Genomic DNA, 14,475 nt, shown 5'->3' with positions numbered 1-14,475 from the left:
CCTTAAGCCTTGCCGCGCAGCATTGCGTTATAGGTCGCTTTTAAGGCGACCTCTTTCATCAACCAACTCACCCACAACTCCTCCAGAGGCGCGATGACACCGAGGAAGGACGGTTTGAGATTGTTGTGGTAATCGAACTCAACGAGCATCGCGCGGCCAACGCGGGTGATGAGGGGGCAAGACGTGTAGCCGTCGTAGACCGCTGTTCCCTCTTTACCTTCAATGGCCGCGATCAGATGATCCTCTACCACGGGCACCTGCCATTTTACCGAGGCGGCGGTTTTGCCTTTCGGGACACCTGCGACGTCCCCTAAAGCGAAGATGTCAGGATAGCGCAAATGTCGAAGGGTTTTCATATCCACCTCGACCCATCCCTGATCCGTCCATTTATCGGCCCAGCTTAGGCCGGATTGGCGGATCACCTCGGGGGCGCGTTGCGGCGGGATGACGTGAAGATAGTCATAGCCCTGCTCTTGATCGCCATCGGGCGTGGCAAAGGTCGCAATTTTACGGCCAGCGTCAACCGCCTTCAGAACATGGCTGTAATGCGGTGTGATGCTGCGATCTTCAAACAGCATCCGCACTTTTTCCGAGACGATCGGCACGCCGAACAACGCGTTGTCATGTGCCGCATAATGCATCTCGTGCTTGCCTTTACCCAAGGTGCGGCTGGCAATATCCTCAATCAGGAAGGTATGCTTCAACGGCGCGCCCGCGCATTTCATCTCGGTTCCGGGGCGTGTGAACAGGCCGACACCGCCTTCCTCGATAAATTTAGAGGCCGCTTGCCATGTTTTTGCAGCGTATTGCGGCCCTGCGTATAAAGCACCGATGCCGTTGGTCCCGACCATATCGAGCGAGAACCCCTCAATCGCGCCATGGTCCAGCACCAGCCCCGGCGCGACGACCAGAAAATCGTAGGACAGCGTTTGCCCGCCGGTCGTGCTGACGGTTTTAACAATCGGATCAATGGCGGCGGCCGCCTCAGTGATAAGGGTGATGCCATCTGGCATCCACTCCGCGGTCTTTGATTGTGTATAGTAAGCAGGCTTCAACCCTGCCGCCACCAACGACAACCCGGGCTGGTATAAATGCTCCGCGCTCGGGTCCAAAATCGTGATCTCGGCCCCTTCAAGCCGCGCCACCAATCGGTTCACCAGCGATGTGCCCGCAGCGCCCGCACCGATAATCACAATGCGCGCTTTGGTCGCCAGCTTTTCGGCGGCCTGCGTCGGCCCAACAGCAGCAGCGAGCGCTAAGCCCCCAAGACCTAACCCTAAAAACCCTCGTCGCGAGGCGTGAATTGTGTTATCTCTCGTCATCCCCATCTCCTCCCAAATATGTCCGCGCGCAACAGTGTGCGGGGACTGATATCGTTAAAAACTCATAACCGTGGTGTTCGACGCAACGATGGCTGCGCCCATCGCATCCGGCGCGGCGGCTTTAATGCCGTCGATCAAAACCGAAGTATCAGCCCCCTTTGCCGGCAGATAAATCGCACAGACCTGAACTTTGAGGCCCGACGTCTCCATCATCATCTTCATCAAACCCTGCGGGCTTGCATTCTTTGGCGGCTGGCCTGCGGTCGCTGTTTCAGGGGCGTCTGTCAACGCGATATCCGCCGCAGGGCCGCACAGCAGCACCTCTGCCTCAGCCCCCGCGCCAATGGCGTTCATCGTCAACACCATCGCCATCAACTGTGTTTGCGGCTCGGGTGCGGTCAGGATCGTCAGCAGCTTGTTCGGGCTATCTGCCTGAGCACTCCCCGCAAAGCTGAACGACAAAATAGCGGTCATGATCAGTTTAGAAATCCGCATGGAATTTTCCTTTAACTGGGATTGAATTGGTTATTCTGGGATACAGATGCCACCCTCGCGGATCGCAACGGCGGTGCGCAGGATCAGCCCTGCGACAACGATCAGCAACAGCGCGAGCAACCCTGCCCCGATCCAGCGATGCGCCTCCGAAGCCGCCGCATGGGAGTAGACAAAACTTGCAACAGACAAAGCCGCAATCGGGAAGGACAACGCCCACCACGACAGCGCGAAAGGCAACTTGCGCAGCTTCAATACTTGGGTCGCAACCACTAACGCGAAGACATAACCCACACTCAGCAAGACATGCCCGAAAGGCCCCGTCTCCCCTGTCAGACGCACCCACGAGGTAAACGCAACAGCAGGCGGCGCCACCAAGATCATCAAGGTTGGAGCCATCTTCCCCGGCATTGGTTCGTGGAACATCAAACGGTTCATGACCAAAGTCAGCAAAACGATCCAAAAGATCAGACCCGCCGAGAAGAACAGCCACGATATCTCGGTAAATCCGAGGCGCGCGCCTGCCAGCGGCACAATCACATTGCCCACCGCGGGAATGAACCATGCGGGCGTCATCATTCCAGTCTGAAACGGGCGATGCCCGATCCATGCCGAAATGACCGACAGCGCCAGCCCGCCTTGCAGCACAGTAGCCAAGATCCACACCGGCTTGGCGATGTGTGGCGCCACATCAACCAACGCCGCTGCCATCAACAAGAATGCGATGGAGATCGCGGGAAAAAATGCAATCCGAACCGGATGACGCCATTCCGCCGCCACCTCAGAGCGGTGAAAAGTGGCCTTTAGTAGATACCCGAACGTGACGAGCCCAAGCAACAAAATCGACAGCGTCAGCACCGCGAGGGATGCGCCATTCGCCAAAGAAAACGCTGTTTCAGCGGCGCGAGTGGCCAGTGTCAGACCCATCATTCCCATGCCAATGGCAAAGAAGGTGACAGGGAAATGGGCAAGCCGTGATGGCTCTGCAATCGGGCGTTCAGTGACGGACATAATCGTATCCTCAAGAAGTTAAAAAGTGACCGGCCAGCGAGGGACGGGAACGCCGACCGGCCACACCACGATTAGTTTCGTGGATCATGAGCCGAGGCGGCGTTGCCCATGGCGATGCGTTTCTCATCCTCTTTCAATTCCAGCCACATCGCGTTCATCACGGCGAAGATCGCGGCGAGCGGGAGGCCCAGAAGCCAAGCAAAATACCACATGATTTTTAGTCCTTTTCAGTAAGAGTGCGTGTGCTCGTCGGTCACATCGGCCTCGGGGACCTTGCCCCAGAGCACTTTGTAAACCCACGCCGTGTACATGAGGATGATCGGCATGAAGATTGCCGTGGCGACCAGCATGATAAACAAGGTGAGATGCGAGGAAGAACTGTTCCAAACGGTTAGCGACGAGCGCGGATCGGAGGAGGACGGCATAATGAAGGGAAACATCGTCAGACCAACGGAGGAGATGACTCCCAAGATCGCCATTTTGGAAAACAGCAATGTGGACACCTCGCGCCCCGCCCGCAACCCGATGAAGGTGAGCAGGCCTCCGATAACCCCCATGATCGGCGCAATCGCGATCCACGGACGGTCCGCGTAGGCGGTCAGCCATGTCGCGGTGCGGGCCACCTCAAAATGCAGGGGGTTCGACGGACCACCGGTGGAATAGTCACCGACAATCGCAAAACCTTCGATGCCAAAGGACAGCCACAGTCCCGCGACGATATAGCCCGCAACCGCGACCAACGCCGCGATAGACCCAATCGCACGGCCGCGCGCTTGCACAACACCCTCCGCCTTCAACGTCAGCCATGCGCCGCCGTGCATCACCAGCATCGAGAGGGAGACCACGCCCGCCAAAATCGAGAACGGGTCCAATAGACCAATGAACTTGGTGTACCACGCGCCCTCATAGATCGAGTGCAGATCGTCTGTGAAATGGAACGGGACACCTTGCATCACATTTCCCACCGCAACACCGAACAACAGGGCCGGAATTGCGCCACTGGCAAACAACGCCCAATCCCAAGCGGACCGCCAACGCGCGTCATCACGCTTGGAGCGGTATTTGAACGCCACTGGCCGCACGATAAAGGCCGCCAGAATGACAAACATCGCAAGATAGAACCCGGAGAATGACACGGCGTAGAGCGGTGGCCATGCGGCGAAAATCGCGCCGCCGCCAAGGATAAACCAGACTTGGTTTCCCTCCCACACGGGGCCGACGGTGTTGATCGCCACGCGGCGCTCGGCGTCGGTTTTCCCAACAAAGGGTAGCAACGCGCCAACCCCCATGTCGAACCCGTCCGTAAGCGCAAAGCCGATCAGCAACACCCCCAACAGGCCCCACCAGATCACGCGCAGCATTTCATAGCTTATCAGGTCATGCAAAATCATGTCATTTACTCCGCAGGTTGAGCGATAGCGTCGGCGTTGTGACGCCCAGCCAAACGATCATGGTGACGGATCGTCCAAGCCTCGGTTTCCGCCACATCTTGGAACGGGCCTTTGCGGATGTATTTCAGCATCAGCCCCATCTCGACGATGAACAAGATGGTGTAGAAGATTACGAAACCCGCCAAGGTCATCGCCACTTCCGTCATCGACAGGGCCGACACCGACATAGCCGTGGGCAACACGCCGTCCACCGTCCAAGGTTGGCGCCCGAACTCGGCCACGAACCAGCCTAACTCCGCTGCGATCCACGGAGCAGGAATCATCGCCACCGCAAGCCGCAGAGCCGGGCGCGGGAATTCCATACGTTTGAAAGACGAACGGTAGAAGAAATAGCCCATCGTTGCGATAAAGCCGAACCCGAGCCCCACCATGAGACGGAACGCCCAGAACAAGGGCCAAACGGTCGGCACGGTATCATTCGACGCGGCCTTGATTTGCTCCTGTGTCGCATCACGAGGATCGTCGACATATTTTTTCAGCAGGTAGGCGAAACCGAGATCTGCAGAATGATCCTCGAAAGTCGCCATCACCTCAGGGGCGACCGCTTCGCGCTGCTCGCGCACTTGCAAAAGCGCGTCATAGGCAATGATGCCGGAGCGGATGCGGGTTTCCGCCTGTGCCACCAGATCATTGATACCGGGGATTTCCGTCGTCAAAGACCGAGTCCCGATCAGGCCCATCGCCCACGGAATTTCGATGGCATAATGGGTTTCGCGCGCCTCTTGGTCGGGGAAGCCGACAAGGTTAAAGGGCGCAGGTGCGGGGTGCGTCTCCCACATCGCCTCGATCGCCGCCAATTTCATCTTCTGGCTGTGCGTGGCCGAATAACCGGACTCGTCCCCCAAAAGCACAACCGAAAACGCCGACGCAAGACCGAAGGCGGCCGCGACCGTGATCGACCGCCGCGCAAGCTCTGTGTGCCGATTTTTTAGCAGATACCAAGCCGAAACGCCGATGACGAACACTGCCGCGGTGACATAGCCCGCCGACACCGTGTGAACGAATTTCGCTTGTGCGACCTCGTTGAACAGGACCGCGAAGAAGTCCGTCATCTCCATCCGCATGGTCATCGGGTTGAATTCTGCGCCCACCGGATTTTGCATCCAGCCATTGGCGATCAGAATCCAGAGGGCCGAAAAGTTGGACCCAAGCGCAACGAGCCACGCAACCGTCAGGTGCGCGACTTTGCTCAGCTTGTCCCAACCAAAGAAGAACAGACCAACAAAAGTTGCCTCCAAGAAGAACGCCATCAAGCCTTCAATCGCCAAGGGCGCGCCAAAAATGTCACCCACATAATGGCTGTAGTAGCTCCAGTTCATCCCGAACTGGAATTCCATCGTGATGCCTGTGGCAACGCCAAGCGCAAAATTGATGCCAAACAGCATGCCCCAGAATTTAGTCATCTGCCGCCAGATTGGGCGGTTGGTCATGACGTAGACCGTCTCCATGATGGCAACGAGGATCGAGAGGCCCAGCGTTAGCGGCACGAAGAGGAAGTGATACATGACTGTCACAGCAAATTGCAGGCGTGACAGCTCAACGATACCGAATTCCATATCTTAAGCTCCAGTTATCAGGGAAAAATCCAAGTCGGTCTTGAATTCTTATTTCTGAATGTGTCTCCCAGAAGCCGGGAAGAAGCCTTGATCTGAATCAATAACTGGAATTTTTAATGTGAGTTTTTCCAAGCCAATCGACTGAAAAAACAGAACCGCCCTCATGAGGGCGGCTGATTGCGGCTTGAGGCCGTTCAGGTCTGTCGCCCAACCGCTCATATGGCGCCAAGCAGCTTCCACCACACGAAATCCAAAGGCAGCAGAACCAGCAGGGTAATCACAAAAAGCGCCAAAGTGACTTTCAAAAGCGGGCGCGTGCTTTCTCCGGCAAGCCCCATCGCAACGATCAGCGGCCCGACCTGATACGGGAAAACCACCGTCGAAAACCCGATAACCTGCGTCATCAAAACGGCATTTAGCGAGAACCCAGTTTTCGTCGCCAGCTCAGGCGCAAGCGGCGTCAGCACCGCCGGAACACCAGGCATGGTGGTAAAGACCGATGTGCCCGTCCCCAAAAGCGAAAGCGAGATGAAATTCATAAAATCGTGCCCCGTTTCCATTGGCAGCACCGCAAAAGCTTCGCGCGCGATGATCGTCCCCAAGCCACTGGCACTGACAACTGTCCCCAGCGTTAAAGCTCCGGCGACAAACAAGAGCATCGAAAAATCCACCGAGGATTTGAACACCGGAGGCGGCACAAAGCCCAACTGCGGCACCATCAGAACCAAAGAAGTGCCAAGCCCAATCCACGCCGCATTGATCCCGTGCAGCTGATCCGTCGCCCAAAGCCCAAGTGTGACAAGCAAGATCGCCATCAGCGCGCCCTGACGCCGCCCCGAGCCCGAGCTCTGCGGCGTCTGCGCGGCGGTATCGCGCAGTCTCGCCGGAAACAGCACCAAAACGAGCCCCACGATCACCGCAGATTTCACGAGACCAAGCACAGGGTAGTGCAGTAAAAGATAGTCACTATAGCTGAAATGCAGCCCGAGGGATTGTTCTGCCACGCCCGAGAGAATGATGTTCGGGATGTTTGACGGCAAGATAGCGAAGCTTGGCATATTCGTGCCAAGCGCGATAATAATCGCAACCCCCGTTCGCCCTTTTGTCCCTCGCGAAAGACCCAAAGCATCGGCCAGCGCCATCCCGACCGGCACCAAAACTGCCGCCCGCCCGAGCGATGACGGCATCACAAACCCCAGTGCCATTCCCAAAAGCATAAGCCCAGCGATCAAGGCGGCGTAATTGCGCGACAGATGCGGCTGCGCAAGCGCCCCGATCCTTGCCCCCAAACCGGAATGGGTGATGGCAGCGCCGATCACGAACCCCGCCACGACGAGCCAAACCGCCGTGGATGAAAAGCTGGCAAACACTTCTTGCGGAGTTGCCAAACCGCCAAGGATCAGCGCCGCGAACAAAAAGGTCGAGCCGACATAACCGGGCACCAACCCCGTGCCCCATATCGCCAAAGTGATAAGCATGACGCCAAATGTCTGCGCCTGCACGGCCGACGTGCCTGCGGGTTGGCCGATGACCACCCAAACCGCCAGCCCGATTGCTAACGCGAATATCAGCTCTTTTGCGTGTTTCATGACCGACCTTTTTATTCTCTCATCAGACCGCTATCCGATTGCGGCCCTATGTAGTAGAGTGACAACATGACAAAAGATGTCGAATATCAGCCATCTCCGTTGCCGCGGATCACCGCGTGGTCCGGCACGCTCAAAAAGGGAACACGCCGCGCTGCGCATGATAGCGCCCATGCTCAGGTCCTTTTCTGCTTTGACGGGATGATGCGGATAGAGGCGGGTGAAGACCGTTGGTTTATTCCCGACCGCTTCGGGATTTGGCTTCCGCGCGCAAGCGTCGCACAGGTCGAAGTGATACAGACGATCGAGTTTCAAAGCTTCCAGGTTCCCATACGTCTCGCTACACGGCTCGATATGCCCGATCGCCCTACGGTGCTCCGCGCGACGCCGCTTATCCGTGGAATCGGGCGCCGCTTGATGCAACAAGATGCGCTGCCGCCTGCCCCGCTGCGCCGTCTTGGTGTGGTGTTGCTCGATGAGATCGTGCGGCTGGAACGCCCTGACTTGCATCTACCGGGGAGCAAAGACCCGCGCTTGGCGGCTGTGATGATGCATCTGCTTGATCGCCCGCAGGACTCGGGCAGCCTTTCAGCCCTTGCCGCGCGTGTCGCCTCCAGCGAACGCACCCTCAGCCGCCTGTGCAAGCAAGAGACCGGACTGACTTGGCGCGATTGGCGCGACAAGATGCGCTTTGTTCTGGCGCTGGAGGGGTTACAGGCCGGCAAAAGCAGCACCGCGCTTGCAACCAAGCTTGGCTATTCAACCCCTTCCGCGTTCGTCGCATCCTTTCGACGCCAAAGCGGGATGACGCCAACTCAATGGCGCCACCAAAACTGAGCCAGGCTCAGCGGCTCCGGAAATAATCCAGCGGAATTTTCAAATATGATCGGCCATCGGCCTCCGCCTCGGGTAGCCGCCCGCCGCGAATGTTGATCTGCAAAGCGGCCAGCATCAGCTTCGGCAAAGGCAGCGTGGCATCACGCGCATCGCGGATGGCGCGGTATTCCGCCTCTGTCGGGGCATCCTTCCAATGGATGTTCGCGCGGCGGTGCTCTGCCACGGTAGCCTCGCATTGCGCCTCTCGTTCGGGGGCGTAATCATGGCCGACAAACACGCGAGTCGCGTCTGGCAAGGCGAGGATCGCGGCAATGCTGTTGTAAAGCGCCGCCGAACTGCCCCCCGGAAAATCGGCCCGCGAGCTCCCGCTGTCGGGCATCATCAACGTGTCATGCACAAAGGCCGCATCCCCCGCGACATAAGTAATCGACGCAAGCGTATGCCCTGGCGAAAACATCACCTGCACCGGCACATTGCCCACCCTGAATTGGTCACCATCCGCAAACAGGCGATCCCATTGACTGCCGTCGGTCGCAAATTCCGGCGGCAGATGATAGATCCCCTGCCAGAGCTTCTGCACGCCCGTGACATGCGCCCCGATCGCCGTCGGCGCGCCGGTCTGGGCCTTCAGCCACTGCGCGGCCGAAAAGTGATCCGCATGCGGGTGAGTATCGAGGATCCACTCCAGCGTGATACCCGTCTCGCGCACATAGTCCAGTAGGCGCTGCGCATTTGCGGTTGATGTCGCCCCGGCCAGCGGATCAAAGTCGAGCACGGGATCAATGATCGCCCCTTTCATCGTATCGGGGTCATGGAAAACATATTGCCAGCTTCCGGTGGGTTGATCCCAGAAACCTTTAACGACGGGATTGCTCATGGGGAGTCTCCTCTAACGGATCAAACAAAGGTTATATAAGCCCGCAGGCTGAATCGGGGATGGCTAGCGGGTCGCTGCCTTCATCATGCAGTTCGCAAAAATTTTGCCCGCGACAGTTCAGTGATCGCCGCCGCTTTGCGCGTACTAACGTCTGGTTTACTTGAGGAGCGCTTTCGAACCAACGATAGCGGCGTGGGGTGTGGTAATCATATCCGACCTCCTCGAAACTTTGGCGAGCTCAGGGCGAGCCATAACAGCCCGCCCCTTCGCATCACAGCATCCGTGTCGAGAAATACCAATCGACAGTGTCATACCCTTCGCCCGCGCGGGCCATTGCGGCCTCCGGGGTGGCGGGTGTTGCCACGATCACCGGGTTGCCCGGTGTCCAGTTTTCCGGCATCGCGCAACTATGCTCATCCGAGGTCTGCATCGCGACCAGCAAACGATAGATCTCGTCGACCGAGCGTCCGGCTTTCATCGGATAATAGACCATCGCCCGCAAAACGCCCTCAGGATCGATGAGAAAGGTCGCACGCACCGCGGCCGTGTCTGACGCGCCGGGCTGGATCATCCCGTAGGCCTGCGCCACGGCCATGTTCAGATCAGCGATGATCGGGAAACGGATCTCGACACCAAATTTTTCCTTGATGTTCAACATCCACGCAATGTGGCTGTAATGGCTGTCAATCGACAGGCCCAAAAGCTCAGTGTTGCGCGCCGCGAACGCGTCTTGCTTCTTGGCAAAGGCGATAAATTCGGTGGTGCAGACGGGCGTAAAATCGGCGGGGTGGGAAAACAGCACCAGCCACTTGCCGCGATAATCCTCAAGCGTCTTTCGGCCATGTGTCGTGGGCGCGTCAAATGCAGGAGCTGGCTCGTTTAAACGTGCGCCGGGTGTCTGAAGAAGGTTGGTCATAGTGCAGTCTCTCTGTGCAGGGTTGCGATGAAACAGAGATAGGGGATCGACAGTTATAGAGGAAATTGAATATAGATATCAGAGTTATTGGAAAACCCTATCAATGCCCACCCTTCGCCAATTGCGCTTTTTGACCGCCGTCGCTGATACGCTCAATTTTTCGCGCGCCGCCGAGATGTGTTTTGTCACCCAACCCACGCTAAGTGCCGGCATTAAAGAGCTCGAAGATCAACTCGGCGTCTCTTTGATCGAACGGACGCGGCGCAGCGTCATGATGACGCCTTTGGGCAATGAGATCACCGCCCGCGCGCGGCGGCTGCTATTGGATGCCGCCGAGATAGAAACTCTCGCGCGGGCGCATCGGAACCCCTTTGAGGGAGATTTGAAGCTTGGGGCAATCCCGACGATAGGTCCCTATCTTTTGCCGCCGGCCCTACCCGCAATCCGCGCCGCCTTTCCTGATCTGCGGGTCTACTTGCGCGAGGAAATGACCGAGAGCCTGATAGAGGGGCTGAATGCAGGGCGGCTTGATCTGATCTTGATTGCTCTGCCTTTCGAAACGGGCGCATTGGAAACCTTGGCGCTCTTCGATGATGGGTATCAACTTGCCTCCCCCGCGACATGGCCCATGCCCCACGGCGCCGAAGCTCTGACCCAAAGCGGCCAGCTCATGCTACTGGAAAAAGGCCACTGCCTGCAGCGCCACGCTCTCGCCGCCTATCCGGGCCGTATTTTCGCCGCGCAAGACAGCTTTGCCGCGACCAGCCTGACCACATTGATTGCCATGGTCTCCGAAGGTTTGGGCATCACCCTTTTGCCAAACCTCGCAATCAAGGCCGGAGTCGTCGGCGCACAAAATGTCCAACTCAGCCCCCTGCCCGATGCTTGCCCACGCCATGTGGTTTTGGCATGGCGGCCAGGATCGGCACGCGACATGCTTTTTCGCAAAATCGGCACCCTGCTACAGCCCAAAGGCTAGCCTCCGGGCTATACCATATTTGTTGGTTTGAGCGGTGCCGTGCCTAGAGCACGCCAAGACCCGTCCAACGCGATCAGGCGATCGGCAAACTCTGTCTCTGCGCCCCGATGTGCCGCGATTAAGATGGCCGCATCGGGCAAAATGGTCCGGATGCCCTGCAGCACCGCTCGCGCGGTCGGGTCGTCCAACCCTTCGGTGGGCTCGTCCAGCAACAAGACCTTCGGCGCACGTAATAGCGCCCGCGCAAGGGCCAACCGGCGCGCTTCTCCGCCCGAAATTCCCTCACCCCTCGCGCCAATCCGCATGGAAAGCCCGCCTTTGGCCGCGACCACCGCATCCAGTTTCACCGCCGCCAACACCTCCCACAGGCGTGCATCCTCGGCAGGGCTGGCAAGACGCAGCGCCTCTGCCGCTGTTCCTGCCATAAGCGCGCTGCGTTGTGGCAAAAGGGTCAAATGGCTGCGCAGATCAGCCTCTGACCAGTCCCGCACATCCTGACTTCCGAGGAGGATCTCGCCTGCCTCAATCGCATGCAGACCCGCTATCGCGAGCAAAAGTGTCGACTTCCCGCTCCCGCTTGCGCCTGTGATTGCAACAGTTTCGCCCGCGCGAATTGCCACAGATATGTCATGAACCAATGGCGCGCGCGTGCCAGAGCGAAGCAGTGTTAAGCCGTTGACGTGTAAGCCCCCCGCGTTCGATGGCGCGCGCGGCGTGTCCCCCTTCGGAGCAGGGTCCGCCAAATCGCGCCCGACACGTCGCGCCGCATCGGCCATACGACCCAAATCCGACACCGCGCGGCGCAGGGGCGCAAGGGTCTCTGCCAAGGCGAGGGCCGCGAAAAACCCAAGCGCGGCGAAAGCCGGCTCGATCTGGCCCGATCCAGCCAGCGCCAAACCAATACCCAAGGCCCCCGCCGCGACGACGGAGGCAAGCATAACCAGTGCCGCACCCGCCCGACGCTCCGCCAAGTCCAGCTGGCGGCGTTGACCCAATCGGCGCTGTTCTGCTTCTTGCACCGCATCGTTCTGGGCCACCAAACGGCCAAAGACCGCAAGGTCGCGACGCCCGCGGATCATGTCGATCAGCCGTGTACGAAACGCCTGCGCCGCGACCTCGGCTCGACGTGACAACGGGATAGTCACCCGCGCCATCCAGCCGAAAATCGTCGCAGCGCCAAACAGATAGCCCCCGACCACCCACAGCGCGACCTCGGGCGCCACCAAAATCCACAGCATCACAAGCGCCACACCCAATACCGCCAACCCCGCCAGCATCGGCAAAACCAGCCGCAGCGGCACACCGTCAAGCGCGTCGATATCTGCGGTCAGACGGTTCAACGCCTGCGCGCCTCTCGCCTTGATCATCCGCGGATAGGGGGCCGCAAGATGCGACGCCAGTACCCGCAAACGCAGGCTTTCCAGTGCGCGAAGCGTGGCATCATGGGTCAGCATCCGTTCACCGTAGCGCGCCGCAGCGCGGCCAAGCGCCAAAAACCGCACAGTTGCCGATGGACGGAACACATCGAACACCGCCCCCGTTCCCGCCAACCCGGCCGCCGCGGCGGCCGTGATGAACCAGCCTGACAGGCCCAAAAGCGCCGCCCCCATCGCAAGCACCACGACACTCAACACCGCGCCGCGCAGCATGGCAGTACGTTGATCTTGCACGATCACTCGAAAGATCGACCAAAGCGCTCTCATGCTTGTGGCTCCTCATCAGCCGCGCCAAGATCAATGACGCGGTCCATCTGTGCGGCAAGGGCAAGATCATGCGTGGCAACAACAAGCGTCGCCCCTCGCGCCGCTTGTGCGAGCAATCCCTCGGTTACCGCCTGCGCCGTTGCAGCATCCAAATCCGCCGTGGGCTCATCGGCCAGAATTACATCGGGATTTGCATAAACTGCCCTTGCGAGCGTGATCCGGCGGGCCTCGCCCCCCGATAGCCCTCCGCCGGTTTCGCCAAGGCGCGTGGCTAAACCTTTAGGCATGGCTTGCACAACGTCGCCCACGGCGGCCGTGGCGAGTGCGACGGCAAGATCGCCATCGCGGCCCAGCGATAGGTTCTGCCGAAGGCTCCCCGATGAGAAATGTGGCATTTGCGGCATCCAGCCGATCCGCGCGCGCCACGCGTCGGCGGTCTCGTCGGTCAGGGCCTTCCCCGCAACGATGACACAGCCCGCGTCTAATCCGGCCATCAGGCGCAGGGCGCTGGTCTTGCCGCTACCACTCGCGCCGATCAGAGCCACCCGCTCACCCGGGGCAATCACGATATCCGGCAAGACACGCCCCGCAGGCGTTCTGCACTTTTGCAAAGACACGCCGGCAGGGCCTTTCAATCGCGCAGCCGCGCCGCCAAACCCCAACAACGGTGTGCCCCGATCGGCGGCATGCGCGGCCAATTCGTCGATGACGGCATCCGCGGCTGCCTTATCATGCCAAGCGGCCGAGAGATCGCGCAACGGTTGATAAAACTCCGGCGCCAACAGCAACAGGAAAATACCGGCCTGCGGTGATAGCACTGCGCCCCAAGCCCCGAACTCCAACGCGCCAAGCAACGAAAAGCCGACATAAACCGCGACCATTGCAACCCCGATCGCCGCAAACAGTTCGAGCACGGTCGACGAGAGAAACGCAACCGAGAGCACAGCCGTCGTCCTTCGCCGCAAATCTTGCGCAGCGGTGGCAAAGCTTTGCTCAACCAATGGCCCCGCACCGAGAAGACGAATATCCACCAAAGCAGACAGCCGCTCGACCAGAAAATCATTCAAGCTGCCGACTTCTGCCATCTGGCGCACGCTCGCCTCTTTCGCAGCCATCCCCACCAAGGCCATGAAGATTGGAATCAGCGGCCCCGAGATCACCAGAACGAGCCCGACCGCCCACGATTGCCAAAACGCGAGCGCCAGAATGAGCAAAGGCAACACCATCACCCGCGCGCGCGCCGGCGCGTAGCGTATGACAAAAGGCGCCAACAGATCCAGCTTCTCCCCCGCCAGCGCCGCGATCCCCCCCGCGCCGCCAAAGGCATTGTCATCCACCCTACCCGCCTCCGCTGCGACAATCGCCCTGCGCGCTTGCACGATCACAGTCTCGGCGGCTGCCTGCGCCTGCGTTTCGGACCAGAAACTGAGCATCGCCCGCGCCGCACCCAAGGCGGCAAATCCAATCGCTGCCCCCCAAGGAGACGGCATGTCCCCTTGCAAAAGACCCCCGATGGCCAAAGCAACCAACCCCGCCTGTATCGGCCAGATCACCCCCGCAAGAACCGACAGCACCGCCGCGCGACGCTGCATCGCAGACCCTACGGAAAGCACATCTGCCCGCAGGGGCGTAGCTTGGGTCGGCGGAACTCTGCGTATCATGGGGCGTATCATGGGGCTCACTAACTTGCGTTTTAAATGTCAGTTATCGCAACGGTTCCGCACCAGACCTGATCTAGATCAAGG

General features: G+C 59.3%; 13 protein-coding genes. 2 read left to right on the top strand and 11 right to left on the bottom strand.

The window, feature by feature from the left end; all coding sequences use genetic code 11:
* Nucleotides 1-2: 2 nt before the first annotated feature.
* The 7 genes from SJY32_RS00370 to SJY32_RS00340 all read right to left on the bottom strand — a co-directional run bounded on the left by SJY32_RS00370 (nucleotide 3) and on the right by SJY32_RS00340 (nucleotide 7,421).
* Nucleotides 3-1,322 (bottom strand): NAD(P)/FAD-dependent oxidoreductase, encoded by a 1,320-nt coding sequence (locus tag SJY32_RS00370; RefSeq protein ID WP_376870280.1) that lies wholly within the window; start codon nucleotides 1,320-1,322, stop codon nucleotides 3-5.
* 54 nt (nucleotides 1,323-1,376) lie between these two features.
* A complete protein-coding gene (locus SJY32_RS00365; RefSeq protein ID WP_376870278.1) occupies nucleotides 1,377-1,817 on the bottom strand; it encodes a hypothetical protein in 441 nt (146 codons plus the stop codon).
* A gap of 30 nt (nucleotides 1,818-1,847) precedes the next feature.
* On the bottom strand, nucleotides 1,848-2,825 hold the full coding sequence (locus SJY32_RS00360) for an SLAC1 anion channel family protein (RefSeq protein WP_376870275.1): 978 nt from the start codon (nucleotides 2,823-2,825) through the stop codon (nucleotides 1,848-1,850).
* Nucleotides 2,826-2,896: 71 nt separating this feature from the next.
* Nucleotides 2,897-3,037 carry a cytochrome bd-I oxidase subunit CydX gene (gene cydX / locus SJY32_RS00355; RefSeq protein ID WP_376870272.1) on the bottom strand — a complete coding sequence of 47 codons (141 nt, stop codon included), beginning with the start codon at nucleotides 3,035-3,037 and terminating at the stop codon, nucleotides 2,897-2,899.
* Nucleotides 3,038-3,052: 15 nt separating this feature from the next.
* Nucleotides 3,053-4,216, bottom strand: coding sequence for a cytochrome d ubiquinol oxidase subunit II (cydB, locus tag SJY32_RS00350; RefSeq protein ID WP_376870269.1), 1,164 nt, complete (start codon nucleotides 4,214-4,216; stop codon nucleotides 3,053-3,055).
* A 5-nt stretch (nucleotides 4,217-4,221) separates the two neighbouring features.
* On the bottom strand, nucleotides 4,222-5,832 hold the full coding sequence (locus SJY32_RS00345) for a cytochrome ubiquinol oxidase subunit I (RefSeq protein ID WP_376870266.1): 1,611 nt from the start codon (nucleotides 5,830-5,832) through the stop codon (nucleotides 4,222-4,224).
* Nucleotides 5,833-6,047: 215 nt separating this feature from the next.
* Nucleotides 6,048-7,421 carry an SLC13 family permease gene (locus SJY32_RS00340; RefSeq protein ID WP_376870263.1) on the bottom strand — a complete coding sequence of 458 codons (1,374 nt, stop codon included), beginning with the start codon at nucleotides 7,419-7,421 and terminating at the stop codon, nucleotides 6,048-6,050.
* 66 nt (nucleotides 7,422-7,487) lie between these two features.
* Here SJY32_RS00340 and SJY32_RS00335 point away from each other — a divergent pair, with 66 nt between their 5' ends.
* A complete protein-coding gene (locus SJY32_RS00335) occupies nucleotides 7,488-8,255 on the top strand; it encodes a helix-turn-helix domain-containing protein (RefSeq protein WP_376870260.1) in 768 nt (255 codons plus the stop codon).
* Nucleotides 8,256-8,262: 7 nt separating this feature from the next.
* Here SJY32_RS00335 and SJY32_RS00330 read toward each other — a convergent pair whose 3' ends face one another.
* Together SJY32_RS00330 and SJY32_RS00325 are read right to left on the bottom strand one after the other, a co-directional pair.
* Nucleotides 8,263-9,132: an MBL fold metallo-hydrolase gene (locus SJY32_RS00330; protein ID WP_376870257.1), complete on the bottom strand. Its 870-nt coding sequence runs from the start codon at nucleotides 9,130-9,132 to the stop codon at nucleotides 8,263-8,265.
* A gap of 271 nt (nucleotides 9,133-9,403) precedes the next feature.
* Nucleotides 9,404-10,048: a peroxiredoxin gene (locus tag SJY32_RS00325; RefSeq protein WP_376870254.1), complete on the bottom strand. Its 645-nt coding sequence runs from the start codon at nucleotides 10,046-10,048 to the stop codon at nucleotides 9,404-9,406.
* Nucleotides 10,049-10,151: 103 nt separating this feature from the next.
* Between SJY32_RS00325 and SJY32_RS00320 the strand changes: the two genes are divergently transcribed.
* Nucleotides 10,152-11,027 (top strand): LysR substrate-binding domain-containing protein, encoded by an 876-nt coding sequence (locus SJY32_RS00320; protein WP_376870251.1) that lies wholly within the window; start codon nucleotides 10,152-10,154, stop codon nucleotides 11,025-11,027.
* 8 nt (nucleotides 11,028-11,035) lie between these two features.
* Here SJY32_RS00320 and SJY32_RS00315 read toward each other — a convergent pair whose 3' ends face one another.
* The gene (locus SJY32_RS00315; RefSeq protein ID WP_376870248.1) at nucleotides 11,036-12,730 is read right to left on the bottom strand and encodes an amino acid ABC transporter ATP-binding/permease protein; all 1,695 of its coding nucleotides are present in this window, start codon (nucleotides 12,728-12,730) and stop codon (nucleotides 11,036-11,038) included.
* On the bottom strand, nucleotides 12,727-14,391 hold the full coding sequence (locus SJY32_RS00310) for an ABC transporter ATP-binding protein/permease (RefSeq protein ID WP_376870245.1): 1,665 nt from the start codon (nucleotides 14,389-14,391) through the stop codon (nucleotides 12,727-12,729). The genes SJY32_RS00315 and SJY32_RS00310 overlap by 4 nt, the downstream gene beginning before the upstream one ends.
* Nucleotides 14,392-14,475: the final 84 nt, after the last annotated feature.

The sequence above is a fragment of the Albirhodobacter sp. R86504 genome (assembly GCF_042466415.1).
GTDB lineage: Bacteria > Pseudomonadota > Alphaproteobacteria > Rhodobacterales > Rhodobacteraceae > Albirhodobacter.
This window is presented reverse-complemented; position numbering and strand designations above follow the sequence as displayed.

Excerpts from the sequence above, each read along its gene's own strand:
- SJY32_RS00370 (WP_376870280.1), bottom strand. The coding sequence starts at position 1,322 with ATGACGAGAGATAACACAATTCACGCCTCGCGACGAGGGTTTTTAGGG.
- SJY32_RS00365 (WP_376870278.1), bottom strand. The coding sequence starts at position 1,817 with ATGCGGATTTCTAAACTGATCATGACCGCTATTTTGTCGTTCAGCTTT.
- SJY32_RS00360 (WP_376870275.1), bottom strand. The coding sequence starts at position 2,825 with ATGTCCGTCACTGAACGCCCGATTGCAGAGCCATCACGGCTTGCCCAT.
- cydX (WP_376870272.1), bottom strand. The coding sequence starts at position 3,037 with ATGTGGTATTTTGCTTGGCTTCTGGGCCTCCCGCTCGCCGCGATCTTC.
- cydB (WP_376870269.1), bottom strand. The coding sequence starts at position 4,216 with ATGATTTTGCATGACCTGATAAGCTATGAAATGCTGCGCGTGATCTGG.
- SJY32_RS00345 (WP_376870266.1), bottom strand. The coding sequence starts at position 5,832 with ATGGAATTCGGTATCGTTGAGCTGTCACGCCTGCAATTTGCTGTGACA.
- SJY32_RS00340 (WP_376870263.1), bottom strand. The coding sequence starts at position 7,421 with ATGAAACACGCAAAAGAGCTGATATTCGCGTTAGCAATCGGGCTGGCG.
- SJY32_RS00335 (WP_376870260.1), top strand. The coding sequence starts at position 7,488 with ATGACAAAAGATGTCGAATATCAGCCATCTCCGTTGCCGCGGATCACC.
- SJY32_RS00330 (WP_376870257.1), bottom strand. The coding sequence starts at position 9,132 with ATGAGCAATCCCGTCGTTAAAGGTTTCTGGGATCAACCCACCGGAAGC.
- SJY32_RS00325 (WP_376870254.1), bottom strand. The coding sequence starts at position 10,048 with ATGACCAACCTTCTTCAGACACCCGGCGCACGTTTAAACGAGCCAGCT.
- SJY32_RS00320 (WP_376870251.1), top strand. The coding sequence starts at position 10,152 with ATGCCCACCCTTCGCCAATTGCGCTTTTTGACCGCCGTCGCTGATACG.
- SJY32_RS00315 (WP_376870248.1), bottom strand. The coding sequence starts at position 12,730 with ATGAGAGCGCTTTGGTCGATCTTTCGAGTGATCGTGCAAGATCAACGT.
- SJY32_RS00310 (WP_376870245.1), bottom strand. The coding sequence starts at position 14,391 with ATGATACGCAGAGTTCCGCCGACCCAAGCTACGCCCCTGCGGGCAGAT.